The sequence below is a fragment of the Ruegeria sp. AM4 genome (assembly GCF_056540665.1).
The window spans coordinates 1-13,191 of the sequence record NZ_JBQFXD010000006.1 but is presented as its reverse complement, the minus strand read 5'-3'; the positions used below and the strand labels follow the sequence as shown (position 1 = coordinate 13,191).

General features: G+C 57.9%; 13 protein-coding genes and 1 tRNA gene. 6 read left to right on the top strand and 8 right to left on the bottom strand.

Going from position 1 to position 13,191, the window contains the following annotated elements; all coding sequences use genetic code 11:
* Positions 1-85: 85 nt before the first annotated feature.
* Positions 86-1,102 carry a Fe(3+) ABC transporter substrate-binding protein gene (locus ACR0JA_RS12915; protein WP_480575189.1) on the bottom strand — a complete coding sequence of 339 codons (1,017 nt, stop codon included), beginning with the start codon at positions 1,100-1,102 and terminating at the stop codon, positions 86-88.
* Between the two features lie 300 nt (positions 1,103-1,402).
* Between ACR0JA_RS12915 and ACR0JA_RS12910 the strand changes: the two genes are divergently transcribed.
* Complete coding sequence (locus ACR0JA_RS12910) at positions 1,403-1,726, top strand: SemiSWEET transporter (RefSeq protein WP_480575186.1); 324 nt, start codon at positions 1,403-1,405, stop codon at positions 1,724-1,726.
* 78 nt (positions 1,727-1,804) lie between these two features.
* On the opposite strand, the gene ykgO is transcribed toward ACR0JA_RS12910, so the two are convergent.
* Both ykgO and ACR0JA_RS12900 read right to left on the bottom strand, forming a co-directional pair.
* Positions 1,805-1,930, bottom strand: a complete 126-nt coding sequence (gene ykgO, locus ACR0JA_RS12905) for a type B 50S ribosomal protein L36 (RefSeq protein WP_005648635.1) — start codon at positions 1,928-1,930, stop codon at positions 1,805-1,807.
* A 95-nt stretch (positions 1,931-2,025) separates the two neighbouring features.
* Positions 2,026-2,100 (bottom strand) — tRNA-Val (locus ACR0JA_RS12900).
* A 147-nt stretch (positions 2,101-2,247) separates the two neighbouring features.
* Here ACR0JA_RS12900 and ACR0JA_RS12895 point away from each other — a divergent pair.
* Complete coding sequence (locus tag ACR0JA_RS12895) at positions 2,248-3,108, top strand: N-formylglutamate amidohydrolase (RefSeq protein ID WP_480575183.1); 861 nt, start codon at positions 2,248-2,250, stop codon at positions 3,106-3,108.
* Between the two features lie 3 nt (positions 3,109-3,111).
* Here the strand turns inward: ACR0JA_RS12895 and ACR0JA_RS12890 are convergent, their stop codons facing one another.
* Together ACR0JA_RS12890 and pyrF are read right to left on the bottom strand one after the other, a co-directional pair.
* Positions 3,112-4,365: a DNA polymerase IV gene (locus ACR0JA_RS12890; RefSeq protein ID WP_480575180.1), complete on the bottom strand. Its 1,254-nt coding sequence runs from the start codon at positions 4,363-4,365 to the stop codon at positions 3,112-3,114.
* 354 nt (positions 4,366-4,719) lie between these two features.
* A complete protein-coding gene (gene pyrF, locus ACR0JA_RS12885) occupies positions 4,720-5,424 on the bottom strand; it encodes an orotidine-5'-phosphate decarboxylase (RefSeq protein WP_480575178.1) in 705 nt (234 codons plus the stop codon).
* Between the two features lie 113 nt (positions 5,425-5,537).
* Here pyrF and ACR0JA_RS12880 point away from each other — a divergent pair, with 113 nt between their 5' ends.
* Positions 5,538-5,843, top strand: a complete 306-nt coding sequence (locus ACR0JA_RS12880; protein ID WP_480575175.1) for a hypothetical protein — start codon at positions 5,538-5,540, stop codon at positions 5,841-5,843.
* Here ACR0JA_RS12880 and ACR0JA_RS12875 read toward each other — a convergent pair.
* Positions 5,822-6,334, bottom strand: a complete 513-nt coding sequence (locus tag ACR0JA_RS12875) for an isopropylmalate isomerase (protein WP_480575172.1) — start codon at positions 6,332-6,334, stop codon at positions 5,822-5,824. The two genes, ACR0JA_RS12880 and ACR0JA_RS12875, sit on opposite strands and share 22 nt — an antisense overlap.
* 276 nt (positions 6,335-6,610) lie before the next feature.
* Between ACR0JA_RS12875 and clpB the strand changes: the two genes are divergently transcribed.
* Positions 6,611-9,229, top strand: a complete 2,619-nt coding sequence (clpB, locus tag ACR0JA_RS12870; protein WP_480575169.1) for an ATP-dependent chaperone ClpB — start codon at positions 6,611-6,613, stop codon at positions 9,227-9,229.
* A gap of 59 nt (positions 9,230-9,288) precedes the next feature.
* On the opposite strand, the gene ACR0JA_RS12865 is transcribed toward clpB, so the two are convergent.
* Together ACR0JA_RS12865 and ACR0JA_RS12860 are read right to left on the bottom strand one after the other, a co-directional pair.
* Positions 9,289-10,263, bottom strand: a complete 975-nt coding sequence (locus ACR0JA_RS12865) for a hypothetical protein (protein ID WP_480575167.1) — start codon at positions 10,261-10,263, stop codon at positions 9,289-9,291.
* A gap of 189 nt (positions 10,264-10,452) precedes the next feature.
* Positions 10,453-11,268 (bottom strand): cyclase family protein, encoded by an 816-nt coding sequence (locus ACR0JA_RS12860; protein ID WP_480575164.1) that lies wholly within the window; start codon positions 11,266-11,268, stop codon positions 10,453-10,455.
* Between the two features lie 221 nt (positions 11,269-11,489).
* On the opposite strand from ACR0JA_RS12860, the gene msrP reads away from it, so the two are divergent.
* Together msrP and msrQ are read left to right on the top strand one after the other, a co-directional pair.
* Positions 11,490-12,392, top strand: a complete 903-nt coding sequence (msrP, locus tag ACR0JA_RS12855) for a protein-methionine-sulfoxide reductase catalytic subunit MsrP (RefSeq protein ID WP_480575161.1) — start codon at positions 11,490-11,492, stop codon at positions 12,390-12,392.
* A gap of 4 nt (positions 12,393-12,396) precedes the next feature.
* Positions 12,397-13,011, top strand: coding sequence for a protein-methionine-sulfoxide reductase heme-binding subunit MsrQ (gene msrQ, locus ACR0JA_RS12850; RefSeq protein WP_480575158.1), 615 nt, complete (start codon positions 12,397-12,399; stop codon positions 13,009-13,011).
* The last annotated feature ends 180 nt before the right edge of the window (positions 13,012-13,191 follow it).

The window sequence follows — 13,191 nt, the reverse complement described above, 5'->3', positions numbered from 1 at the left end:
ATCTTTATTATTTTTCATTACACCGCAACGAAAAAAAAGAGCGCAGGCAATGCCGCGCTCTTTCACCTATCGGAGAGCGGTTGCTTTACTTCCAACCGACCTCGTTAAAGATCATCTGCGCTTCTGGCAGGTTCTTGGCCACCTCAGACAGATTGACATCGTCCGCCTTGAATTCGCCCAACTGTTTGACCGAGTCCGCGACCTCGACGCTTGCAACCGCCGGGAATTCGTCATTGCCGCCCGAGAAATATTTCTGCGCGCTATCGCTGGCCAGATACTCCAGGAACAGGATGGCGTTTTCCTTGTTCGGAGCGTTGGCGGCAACGCCCGCGCCGGACAGGTTCATATGCGCGCCATAGCTGTCCTGATTGGGAAACACGAAACCCACTTTGTCGCGTTCAGCCGATAATCCTTTGACGTCTTTGCGGATCGCGCGGGCAAAATAATAGGTGTTCGAAACCGCAATCTCGCACTCGCCCGACACAATGCCGCGCAACTGATCGGTGTCACCGCCCTGCGGTGCGCGGGCCATGTTCGCGACTATACCTTCGGCCCAGGCCTTGGCAGCCTCAGTCCCTTCATGCGTGATGATCGAGGCCAGCAAAGTCTGGTTGTACGTATTGTTGGACGACCGAATGCATATCATGCCCTTGTATTCGGGCTTGGCCAGATCGGCGTAGGTGGTCGGCGGGTTGGTGACGTTTTCCTTGTCGAAGAAAATGATGCGTCCCCGTTGGGAAAAGCCGAACCATTGATTGTCGAGGTCTTGCAGGTTGGCCGGGATGCGCTTTTCCAGCACATCGCTGTCGATCGATTGCAGGATGCCCGCATTCTTGGCGCGCGACAGCCGCGAGGTATCGACTGTCAGCAGAATGTCTGCGGGTGAGTTCGCGCCCTCTGCCTCCATCCTTGCGATCAGTTCGTCTGCCTTGCCTTCGATGCGGTTGATGGTGATGCCTGTGGCCTCTTCGAATTCCGCATAGAGGTTTTCGTCGGTGTCATAGTGGCGCGACGAATAGAGGTTCAGTTCGCCTTCAGCGATGGCCGACGTAGCGATCAGAGCAGAAAGGGCAGAGGCGATGCAGCTCGTGGACTTCAGCATGATGTATCCCAATGTTGAGTGTGGTCATACAGGGAAAACCTGATTGTTTTTCTCAATTAACCGAAGTGAGCCGCTTTGCAAGTGAATCCATGAAATAAATCTGCCTAAATCCGCGACGTGAGAGGATTTGATCGGTCTTGGGCGCGGCTTGTTTGTTCAGCACCGCAACAAAGTTTGGTCTTAACCGCTTCGGCTGCGTGGATTCTGGCGGAGTACTGGCACAGGGCTGCAAAAAAGATAAACTGTCGTCGAGGTGCTGGCAGACCTCGGTACAAGGTCTGAATTTAAGGGAAAGACGCAATGGCAGAATCACTGGCCGAAAAGCTTGAAAAGTCGAATCTGGGTCACTGGATGGCGCGGTTCGAAGGGTTCATGGTGTTTGTCGGCGTGGTCGGACCGTTTGCGACGTTGCCGCAGCTTGTAAAGCTGTACTTCACCCATTCGCAGCACGCGACCGGACAATCCCTGCTGTCCTGGTCACTTTATGCGGGGCTATCGCTGCTTTGGTTCACATACGGTTTGGTCGTCGGCAAATTGCCCATCTATGTGGGAAACGGGATTTCGATGGTCCTCAACCTGTTGATGGTCGTTGGAATCCTGATCCATGCAGGGATGACATTCTGACTGTCGCCAAAATGATTACCGGACATGAAAAAAACCGCGCCGGGAGGCGCGGTTTTTTCAAACAGCTATGTGCAGTTCTCAGCCCTGGCGAGCTTTGAACTTGCGCTGCGTCTTGTTGATCACGTAGACGCGGCCTTTGCGACGCACAACACGGCAGTCACGGTGCCGGTTCTTGAGCGAGCGGAGCGAGTTCTTGACCTTCATGGGTCTGTCTCCATTTTGCGGCGCCTTCATCAAAAAGACCTGGCCAGCGCCTGGGTTAGCGGGTGCCCCGGGTCAGACCCGAAACAGTGATACGATGGTGGGCGGTACAAGGATCGAACTTGTGACCCCTTCGATGTCAACGAAGTGCTCTACCGCTGAGCTAACCGCCCACGAACCTTTGCGTGCCCAGCCCCATAACGAAATGGGGCGCGGAACTCCGCGCCGGTGACGGGCTCTATAAAAGGAGTCGTTGGGGGGATCAAGGGGTTTGGCAGAACTATTTTCCAGTCTATGTTCAACATGAACAAGGAGTGCTCATGCCGACCGCCGCTTATGATCTGGACTTACCTGAAAACCGCAGTTCTTGCGTGGTTTTTGCGTCGCCCCATAGCGGTCGGGACTACCCCGAGGCGTTCTTGAAGCGCTCGGTCCTGAATCGCAATGTGATTCGATCCTCGGAGGACGCGTTTGTTGATCAACTGTTCGACGGGGCTTCGCGATATGGTGCCCCTTTTCTGAAAGCCGCGATGCCGCGCGCCTATCTGGACCTCAATCGCAGCGCCGACGAAATGGACCCGGCGCTGATTCAAGGCGCGCGCCGACAGGGGCACAATCCGCGTGTGGCCTCGGGGCTGGGCGTGATTCCCCGCGTCGTGGCCAACGGACGGTCGATCTATCACGGGAAACTGACGATGGATGAAGCGCGCCTGCGGATCGACACTTACTGGCGGCCATACCATACGCGTCTGAAATCCCTGCTGGCTGAATCACATGAAAAATTCGGGCAGGCGATCCTGATCGATTGCCATTCGATGCCGCACGAGGCGGTGGCGACCACCAGCAGCGGACAAGCAAGACGGCCCGATATCGTCCTGGGGGATCGCTTTGGCGCGTCGGCGTCTGGCGTGATCGTAGATCAGATCGAAGCAGCGTTTGCAGCGGCAGGGCTGAATGTCGCGCGAAATGCGCCCTTTGCCGGTGCCTATGTGACGCAGACCTACGGGCGGCCCGGTCGCTATCAGCACGCGGTCCAGATCGAGATCGACCGATCCCTGTACATGGATGAAGACCGGATCGCGCCCAATGAGAATTTCCAGTCTTTCCGCGAGATTTTGGACGAAGTTGTATCAGAGATCGCCGCGATCGGTGCGCTTCCGGCCCGTTTGGCGGCTGAATAAGGATCAGCGCAGCGCGCGGCCCTTTACGATCGCATCAGTTCCGAACCGTTTCCGTATCGCATCCGTTGCCCGCTCGGCCTGTGACCGCCGCGCGGCACCCGGATCCAGCAGATCGCCGGATGTGTCCGCCTGGTCTTCAGGGCACAGATCGGACAGGCCGCAACCCAGCAGGCGATAGGGCCCCTGATCGCCGACTTGATCGAACAATCCGCGGGCAGTGCGATAGATCCGATCTGCAATCTGGGTTGCATCGCGCAGCGAAACGCGCCGGGTGATAATCTTGTGGTTGGCTTTCTTTAACTTCAGCGTCACCACGCGCCCGGCCAATCCCTTGGCCTTGGCCCGGTCTGCGACCTTTTCTGACAGACGCCAGATATGCCCATCCAGAATGTCGATACAGGCCGTGTCCTCGAAAAATGTCGTTTCGTTGCTGATCGACTTCATCGGCTCATGCGCCGAAACGCGCCGTTTGTCCTGACCTCGCGCCAGATGCCAGAGCCGGTACCCCATCGCGCCGAACCGTGCGGTCAGCGCCTCCTGATCCCAGCGCAGCAGATCGGCGAAAGTGCGAATACCTGCCCGGTCGAGCGATTCCTGTGCCGCAGGGCCGATTCCCCAGATCAGGCGCACCGCCTTGTCGTGCAGGAACGAGGCCGTCTCGGCCTTTCCGATCACCGAAAACCCGCGTGGTTTGTCCAGATCCGAGGCGACCTTGGCCAGGAACTTGTTGTGGCTCAACCCGATCGAGCCGGTCAAACCCAGTTCATCTTTCATGCGCTTGACCAGCCGTGCAAGCATCGCCGCCGGTGGAGCGCCATGCAGCCGTGCGGTTCCGGACAGGTCCATGAAGGCTTCGTCTAGCGACAGAGGTTCCACATCCGGTGTCAGTTCGTCCATCATCGCGCGAATCGCGCGCGAGGCTTCGGCATAAACCGACATGCGCGGCTTGATCACGACCGCGTCGGGGCACAGTTGCAACGCCTTGAACATTGGCATCGCCGACCGAACGCCCCGGATGCGGGCGACGTAACATGCGGTCGAGACGACCCCGCGCTTGCCACCGCCGATGATCACCGGCTTGTCAGCCAGTTCGGGATTGTCGCGTTTTTCGACCGAGGCGTAAAACGCGTCGCAGTCCATATGGGCGATGCTCAGGTCGAACAGTTCAGGATGGGAAGTCACGCGGGGACTGCCGCAGGACGGGCAACGCCGTTCGTCGGTCAAAGAGGTCAGGCAATCTCGGCAAAGACCGGGCATCCACATCCTCTTGCAGCGGGGCAGTAGATTTGGAACCCTTCTTATATCACCCCTTACGCGTGATCAAAGGCCCTGCGGTCCGTTCGTGTATGTCCAAAAGAAGACCCCCGCTTTGCGCGGGGGAGAGGTAACGGACCTCAGGAAGAAGCGGTCCGTTGGGGAGTGTATCAAGGCTAGAATCGTTCAAAAAACGCATCCGCGATAGCCTGAACGCGACATTGTCAAAACTCGACTTTTGCATGTGTGTTTTCAGGCACAGGGACAAATTGGCGCGGGCAACCCGAAAATTGACGTTACGTCAACTGGTTGCAGCGCATTCTGCACCAAAAACGGTGGAGAAACACGTCAACCGGGTCAGTTCAGTTTCAGAGAATTTAGCTCGGCCAGAACCGCCTCGGCCGCAGCTTTGGGGTTTTCGGCCTGGTAGATCGGACGTCCAACGACGATATGGTCGGCGCCGTCACCGATCGCGCTGGCCGGGGTGGCCACCCGTTTCTGGTCTCCGAGCGCTGTGCCTGCGGGGCGTACGCCCGGTGTCACGATCAGACGGCCCTGGGCCTGGGGAAGGGCGCGGATCAGCGCAGCCTCTTGCGGGCTGGCGATAACACCGTCGGCTCCGGCGTCCAGCGCTTTGGCGGCGCGCTCGACCACGAGGTCCTGCACATCGCCCGCTTTCAGCAGGCTGGCGTCCAGATCATCCCGGTTTAGCGAGGTCAGGATTGTCACCGCAAGAATCTTTAGATCTTTGCCCGAGGCCCCCTCTTTTGCGGCGCGGACCACATGCGGATCGCCATGCACCGTCAGGAAATCGAGATCGAATTGCGCCAACCCACGCACCGCGTTTTCCACAGTGTTACCGATGTCGAACAGTTTCATATCCAGAAAGATGCGCTTGCCGTGATCCTGTTTCAGCTCATTGGCCAATGCCAGCCCGCCGCCGGTCAGCATGCCCAGGCCGATCTTGTAGAACGACACGGTATCTCCCAGCCGCTCGGCCATGGCCAGACCCTGCAGGGCGTTGGGAACATCAAGGGCAATGATCAGACGGTCATCGGACATTGGGGCAAGCTCCTTTTTGGCAAACGTCTGCGTCCTAACGGGTTCGGGCCGGTCTGTCCATGCGCAGCGCGTGTCCTGTGCTATGGTCACCGGATTAGCCAAAGGGGACCGACATGAGAAAACTTGTTCTATTTTGCGTTGGTTTGGCCGCGTGTCAGGAAACACCATCCGAGTCTGCGGTCACTGCGGTTGCTCCACCCAACGATGATTTGCGTTTCGTAGGGGGCTATCGCGCAACCGATGACGATTGCCAACTGACCGGAGAAACAGCGTTTACCGTGAACTTTCTGGACGATGCGGCAGACTTGGTTTCCTGCCCGACCGGCAGCGACGCGGCGCGATCTCTCGTCGATATGTATGGGGCGCGGGAACTGGCGGAAACAGGGGGGTACACCGTTTATACAGTTGCGCGGCGTTGACTTTTGGCAAGTATGAAAATGGCGTTGATCGCAATGAGAAGAACTCCGGACAGTTCCAAAACCCAGTTCATCCGAATGGACAGAAAATCTGCGCTTAGCAACGCGTCGACGTTATGGAACCCGGCGGCGCGGATCATCACAAAGCATATGAGGGCAATAAGCCCGAGCAACGCCAACCCAATCTGTCCCAGATGTCTGCGCAGTAGCCAAAGGCTGACAATCGCGATCCAGATGCCGCTAAACGCGACAACCAGAATGAAACCGATCTGCAGTGAACGTCGATCCTCGTACCAGCCTTGCATCTGCGACAGGCAGCGCGCGGCGGCAGTCAACGCCGATTGCAGATCAAGCTGCTTGTTGATCATCAGCGCCAGTAACAGCAGCGACAGGATCAGCCAGAACGATCTGACCGCCAGGTCTGCAGGTTTGCGCATTGCGCCCAGACACAAAATTGCGGTGATGCCGTAAGCAGCGACAGTCACCCATCCCATCAGGCTGGGGTCACCTATAGTAGGCGACCATTGCTCAGAAACACAGATGCGCAGACCATTTAACGAAACCATTGCGTGGCGTTCTCAATACCGGTTCGGTATCGTTGATTTGAGGCAATTCACCTTCGATTTGCAAGCGCAGAGTATTGACTGCGTTATTGTGACGAGATGGCCTTGAATACACGTCGATATTACCCAAATTGAATGTGAGGCCCAAACCGACGCGTGCCGCCTAGCGGGCGCATCACCAAGGGGCGCTTATAGAAGGAGATTACTATGGACTTGAACAAGTTCACCGAGCGGGCACGGGGTTTCGTGCAAGCGGCGCAGACGATTGCGCTGCGCGAGGGGCACCAGAGGCTGGAGCCTACGCATATACTCAAGGCATTGATGGATGACGATCAGGGGCTGGCAAGCAATCTGATCACGCGCGCTGGCGGCGCGCCAAGCCGCGTGGTCGAGGCTTTGGACGCCGCTATGGGCAAAATCCCGAAGGTCAGCGGCGACGCGAGCCAGATTTACATGGACGGCCAGACCGCCAAGGTTCTGGATGAGGCCGCAAAGATTGCCAACAAGGCAGGTGACAGCTTTGTGCCGGTCGAACGCGTTCTGATGGCGTTGTGCATGGTTAAATCCAAAGCCAAAGAGGCGTTGGAGGCCGGTGCCGTATCGGCGCAGAAACTGAACGAGGCGATCAATGATATCCGCAAGGGTCGCACCGCTGATACCGCATCGGCGGAAGAGGGTTATGAAGCCCTCAAGAAATACGCGCGTGACCTGACCGAGGCGGCAGCCGAGGGCAAGATCGATCCGATCATCGGGCGGGATGAGGAAATCCGCCGCTCGATGCAGGTTCTGTCGCGCCGCACCAAGAACAATCCTGTTCTGATCGGTGAACCTGGCGTCGGTAAAACCGCGATTGCCGAAGGCATGGCTTTGCGCATCGTGAATGGTGACGTGCCGGAATCGCTGAAAGACAAAAAGCTTCTCGCGCTCGACATGGGCGCACTGATCGCCGGTGCGAAATACCGTGGTGAGTTCGAAGAACGACTCAAGGCCGTTCTGACCGAGGTCACCGAGGCCGCTGGTGAGATCATCCTGTTCATCGACGAGATGCACACGCTCGTCGGGGCTGGGAAGTCCGACGGCGCGATGGACGCTGCCAACCTGATCAAGCCCGCGCTTGCCCGGGGTGAGTTGCACTGTATCGGTGCGACGACGCTGGATGAGTACCGCAAATACGTCGAAAAAGACGCGGCCCTTGCGCGCCGGTTCCAGCCCGTTGTGGTGGCTGAACCGACCGTCGAGGACACGATCAGCATCTTGCGCGGCATCAAGGAAAAGTACGAGTTGCACCATGGTGTGCGCATCTCGGACTCGGCGCTGGTGTCGGCGGCGACGCTGTCGCATCGCTATATCACCGACCGCTTCCTGCCCGACAAAGCCATCGACCTTGTCGATGAGGCGGCGTCGCGGTTGCGGATGGAGGTGGATTCCAAGCCCGAAGAACTGGATCAGTTGGATCGCCAGATCCTGCAGATGCAGATCGAGGAAGAGGCCTTGAAGCTGGAAGACGACGCGGCCTCCAAGGATCGTCTGGAAACCTTGCAAAAGGATCTGGCCGATCTGCAGGAGCAATCCGCCGAGATGACCGCCCAATGGCAAGCCGAACGCGACAAGCTGGCCGGTGCCCGTGATCTGAAAGAACAGCTCGACAAAGCGCGCGCTGATCTGGAGATCGCCAAGCGTGAAGGCAACCTCGCCAAAGCTGGTGAGCTGTCCTATGGCGTCATCCCTGAGCTTGAGAAAAAGCTGACCGAGGCCGAGAACGCCGAAAGCAACGCAATGATGGCCGAGGAAACGGTGCGTCCGGAACAGATCGCTTCAGTGGTCGAACGCTGGACCGGTATCCCGACCTCGAAAATGCTGGAAGGCGAACGCGAGAAGCTGCTGCGGATGGAAGACGATCTGCATTCCCGCGTGATCGGTCAGGATGCGGCGGTGACCGCCGTGGCCAACGCCGTGCGTCGGGCGCGAGCCGGTCTGAACGACGAAGGTCGTCCACTGGGTTCGTTCCTGTTCCTTGGGCCGACCGGCGTGGGTAAGACCGAACTGACCAAGGCCGTGGCGAACTTTCTGTTCGACGACGACAACGCGATGGTGCGCATCGACATGTCCGAGTTCATGGAGAAACACGCTGTTGCCCGTCTGATCGGTGCCCCTCCGGGCTATGTCGGCTATGATGAAGGTGGTGTGTTGACCGAAGCGGTGCGGCGCAGGCCCTATCAGGTCGTGCTGTTTGACGAGGTCGAAAAGGCGCACCCGGATGTGTTCAACGTACTGTTGCAGGTTCTGGACGATGGTGTGCTGACTGATGGTCAAGGCCGCACCGTGGACTTTAAGCAGACGCTGATCATCCTGACGTCGAACCTTGGGTCTCAGGCGCTCAGCCAGTTGCCAGAAGGCGCGGACAGCGCGCAGGCAAGGCGCGATGTGATGGATGCGGTTCGGGCGCACTTCCGGCCGGAATTCCTTAACCGTCTGGACGAGACCATCATCTTTGACCGGCTCAAGCGGGCCGATATGGATGGCATCGTCGATATCCAGATGGCGCGTTTGCAGAAACGTCTGGCCGCGCGCAAGATCGATCTGGCTTTGGACGATGGTGCCAAGGAATGGCTGGCCAACGAAGGCTATGACCCGGTCTTTGGTGCGCGTCCGCTGAAACGCGTGATCCAGCGCGCCTTGCAGAACCCGCTGGCCGAAGCGTTGCTGGCTGGTGAGATCAAGGACGGTGAAACCGTTCCAGTGACAGCCGGTGCCGAAGGGTTGATCATCGGCGATCGACTGGGCACGTCCGAACGCCCAAGACCGGACGATGCTGTGGTGCATTGATCTGAGACTCAAAACCGAGAAGCCCGCCGAATTGGCGGGCTTTTTTTGTGTCTGGCTATCTAGACGCCGCCAAACTCGCGGCTCTTGCGCAGTGCCCGTAACTCATCCGACGACAGTTTCGGACCGGATTTTTCGATGGGCGGCGGCGTCGGTTGCGGCTTGGGCTGGGCATACATTAACGGCTGTTTGGATTCGGCTTTGTTTTTCAGATGCAGATACCCGACGACGCCACCGGCGCATTGCAGGCTGAAAGTCCAAACCCCGATCAGGACATAGATGACGTAGAGTACGATCAGCGACCAGAGCGGCCGGATCGGGGCGGTGCCTCTGGTCATGTTCACGAATTCCTGCAGCTCGGTTGCCAGGTCTTGGGCCACGCCGGACGCGAAGGTCAGAATAATCAGGACGGAACACAGGATGCTCGCCCCAACATAGCTGAGAATGGTCAGCGCAAAGAGCGGGCCAAACGACGCGCGGAAATGCCGAAACGGCGTATAGGTCATGCCGTCCGGATCGCGCCCGATCGAGGCGGACGCAATCGGAACCAGCATACTGGCCCGAATCGAGCACATAGACAGAAACACCGCGATCAGCGCCAGCAACGCGGGTATCGCCCAGGCGGACTCCAGATACCCCAACGCCTGTTCGGCGGTCTGGTTAAGCTGCAGAACCTCGGGCGAAATCATCACCGCCGAAAACGCAGCCATCAGACCGAACACCACAGTCATTCCGACGCCCTGAACCGCACCATATATGATTGCTGGCAGGACCAGCCCCCAAACCCGGATGCTTGGCCGCATGCCCTCGGCCTGCAGTCCGAAGCGTGTTCCAAGCAACACCGGAATTGCGGTCGAAGAGGCGATGATCAGAAACGCCACGATAAAAGTCAGCGCTGGTATCAGAAGGCCAATCAGGAATCCCACCAGAAATCCGACAAAGGCATAGAGCGTGAGTCCGATCAGCATGACGGGAAACACCATCGCAAGGCGCCAGAATATGGAAAATGACAAAGGAATGGCTTGGGAAAAAAGCAATGGGTTGTCCTGTATTCATTGTTCTTGTGCGAGCCGGATAATTAAGCAGCCTCCGCGATGCCAGTCTTTCCTGAGAAGGTGGCAAAAGCAGATCGGTATTGTGTCATTTCCGGACCGACCCGGCAGGATGTCTAGCGAACCAAAAGGCCCACCGAAAGGGTGGGCCAATGTCGCGAATACTTTTTCGGATCATACCAGCGCAAAAATCCGCGCTGGTCCCCCGGTGCCGCCTTTGTGCTTGGGCGCGCCGATCACCAGTGTTGCGCCGGACGCTGGCACACGGTCCAACCCGGCCAGACACTCGATTCCAAACCGGCCCGATGGCAGCCAAGCGTAGTGGGTGGCGAAATCGGCGGACATGCCGTGATCCAGTGACAGCGTATCCACCGCGATCGACCGTGCGCCGGTTTCTTCCATCAGCATTTGCGCCGCTTCGACATGGAAGCCGGGATAGTGCTGCGCTTCGCCATCGAAATTCCGGAACTCATCCGTTGCTGTTTTGCCAGCCCAGCCAGAATGCATGGCAACACAGGCACCGTCCGGTATGTCTCCGTTCGCGGCGATCCACGCCTTCAGGTCATCCGGAGTGACGCGCGTGTCGGCCTCCTCGGCCGCGCGTGCGGCGATATCCACCACGCACAGCGGTGCAACGAGATCGTTCACCGGTATCTCGTCCACGGATGCCCCATCTGCCGAGAAGTGTAGCGGCGCATCTATATGCGTTCCGGTGTGTTCATTGATCGTCAGGTTGAACAGGTTAAAGCCGTGTTCGGCGAAGTTGAACGCCTGCTCGGCCGAGATACCGGGCTCACCTCCCCAAGTCGGAAAATCGGAGCTGAGCGTATGGGTCATATCCTCGACCCCGCCGTGACCCATTGCCAGTGCCGCCGGGGCGCTCGCACCGGTTGCAGCAGCAGCCACGCTTGTGGCAGCGGCAGCCTTGAAGAAGTTTCGCCGCGACAACATTTTGTCTTTGACGGCATTCATTACACAGATGTCACACATTTTTGCTTCTCCCTGTCGGCTAAATTTTTTGTGGTCCGCAGATCTGGCTGCGACCTGACCACTATACCCAATCTTGGCATTCTGGCCTCAATCTTGTGCGATAGAGGCCAGGCAAAGGCGAACGTTACAGCGACTTCGCTCAAACGTGACGCCTGTTTCCTTGGCTCTGTGCTATCAGAGCACTACGTCACATACGACGCTTATACAGGACGGAGACCCAAATGGCGCATCGCTGGACCAACACTTTGACACGTGCCGACGTTACCCCGAGGGCGGCGTTCCTGAACCGGCGGCAGGTGATGGCCGGGCTGGCTGGTGTCGGGTTGGCGGGTATCGCACGACCGGGTGCCGCACAGGAGGCGCTTGAGCCGAACACATGGGAAGAGATCACGTCCTACAACAACTTTTATGAGTTCGGGACCCGCAAGGACGATCCAGCCAAATACGCAGGCGCCCTGACGACCGAGCCCTGGAGCATCAAGATCGACGGTATGGTCGATCGTCCCGGCGATTACGACTTTCAGGATGTGAAGGCCGAGATGACCGTTGAAGAGCGGATCTACCGGTTCCGCTGTGTCGAGGCGTGGTCGATGGTGATTCCGTGGAATGGCTTTGAGCTTGCCGATCTGCTGAATATGGCGGGCGTGCAGGCAGGGGCGAAATATGTGGCCTTTCAGACCGCGCTTCGCCCGGATGAAATGCCGGGCGTACAGTTCCCGGTTCTGCAATGGCCGTATCGCGAAGGTCTGCGACTGGATGAGGCGATGCATCCCCTGACCATCATGGCAACGGGGATTTATGACCGTCCGATCCCGAACCAGAATGGTGCACCGCTGCGACTGGTGGTGCCGTGGAAATACGGGTTCAAGTCGATCAAGTCGATCGTCCGCATTACGCTGACGGATGTTGAACCGCCGACAAGCTGGAACATGTCCATTCCGGGTGAATACGGGTTCTACAGCAATGTGAACCCAACTGTGGACCACCCCCGTTGGTCGCAGGCGTCCGAGCGGCGCATCGGCGGCGGTCTGTTTGCCAAACGCGTCCCCACATTGATGTTCAATGGCTACGAAGAAGAGGTCGCCAGTCTGTACGAAGGCATGGACCTGACCAAATTCTACTGACAACGTGCAAGCAGTGAATCATATCCTTCGCATGGTGCCCGTTTGGGCTGTCTATCTGTTAGGAGCGCTTCCGGCGCCCTGGCTGTTTTACCTCGGGCTGACCGGTGGGCTGGGCGTCGAACCGATCGAGGCGCTTGAGCACAGGTACGGTGAGCTTGCGCTGCAACTTCTGGTGTTCGGTCTGGCGATTACGCCCTTGCGGCGGTTCGCCAACCTGAACCTGATGAAGTTTCGCCGTGCCGTCGGAGTGCTTGCGTTCAGCTATGTCGGCTTGCACCTGCTGGTTTGGCTTGTGCTTGACGTTCAGGTTCTCAGTCAGATTTGGGCCGATATCCTCAAGCGCCCTTACATCACTGTCGGAATGGCCGCCTTTTTGCTGTTACTGCCTCTGGCCGCAACGTCGAACAACTGGTCTGTGCGCAAGCTTGGTCCACGTTGGCGCAAGTTGCACCGACTTGTTTTCCCGGCGGCGATTCTGGGCGCGGTTCACTACATCATGCTGGCGAAAGGGTTTCAGATTGAGCCGCTGGTTTATCTGGCCCTCATTCTTCTGCTTCTTGCGCTTCGCCTGCCGATCCCAAACTTGATCAATCGTCATAAGCAGGCCGACTCTGTGTAATCGCACGCCGAGTCTGTGGGTAAGTGTGTGAATAAAGACCAGGTCACTTCATGCGCGCCTGGTAGCTTGGGTGAGTTCTGGTGCAAAGACCCCCTAACATTATGATTTAATTTAGATTTTATTGATTTGTTTGTTTTTTTGTATTTTTGTGTTTTTTCCACTTGCGCGTGGTTTGGGTTA

Coding starts and splice junctions, on each gene's coding strand:
- ACR0JA_RS12915 (WP_480575189.1), bottom strand. CDS start 1,102: ATGCTGAAGTCCACGAGCTGCATCGCCTCTGCCCTTTCTGCTCTGATC.
- ACR0JA_RS12910 (WP_480575186.1), top strand. CDS start 1,403: ATGGCAGAATCACTGGCCGAAAAGCTTGAAAAGTCGAATCTGGGTCAC.
- ykgO (WP_005648635.1), bottom strand. CDS start 1,930: ATGAAGGTCAAGAACTCGCTCCGCTCGCTCAAGAACCGGCACCGTGAC.
- ACR0JA_RS12895 (WP_480575183.1), top strand. CDS start 2,248: ATGCCGACCGCCGCTTATGATCTGGACTTACCTGAAAACCGCAGTTCT.
- ACR0JA_RS12890 (WP_480575180.1), bottom strand. CDS start 4,365: ATGCCCGGTCTTTGCCGAGATTGCCTGACCTCTTTGACCGACGAACGG.
- pyrF (WP_480575178.1), bottom strand. CDS start 5,424: ATGTCCGATGACCGTCTGATCATTGCCCTTGATGTTCCCAACGCCCTG.
- ACR0JA_RS12880 (WP_480575175.1), top strand. CDS start 5,538: ATGAGAAAACTTGTTCTATTTTGCGTTGGTTTGGCCGCGTGTCAGGAA.
- ACR0JA_RS12875 (WP_480575172.1), bottom strand. CDS start 6,334: ATGGGATGGGTGACTGTCGCTGCTTACGGCATCACCGCAATTTTGTGT.
- clpB (WP_480575169.1), top strand. CDS start 6,611: ATGGACTTGAACAAGTTCACCGAGCGGGCACGGGGTTTCGTGCAAGCG.
- ACR0JA_RS12860 (WP_480575164.1), bottom strand. CDS start 11,268: ATGTGTGACATCTGTGTAATGAATGCCGTCAAAGACAAAATGTTGTCG.
- msrP (WP_480575161.1), top strand. CDS start 11,490: ATGGCGCATCGCTGGACCAACACTTTGACACGTGCCGACGTTACCCCG.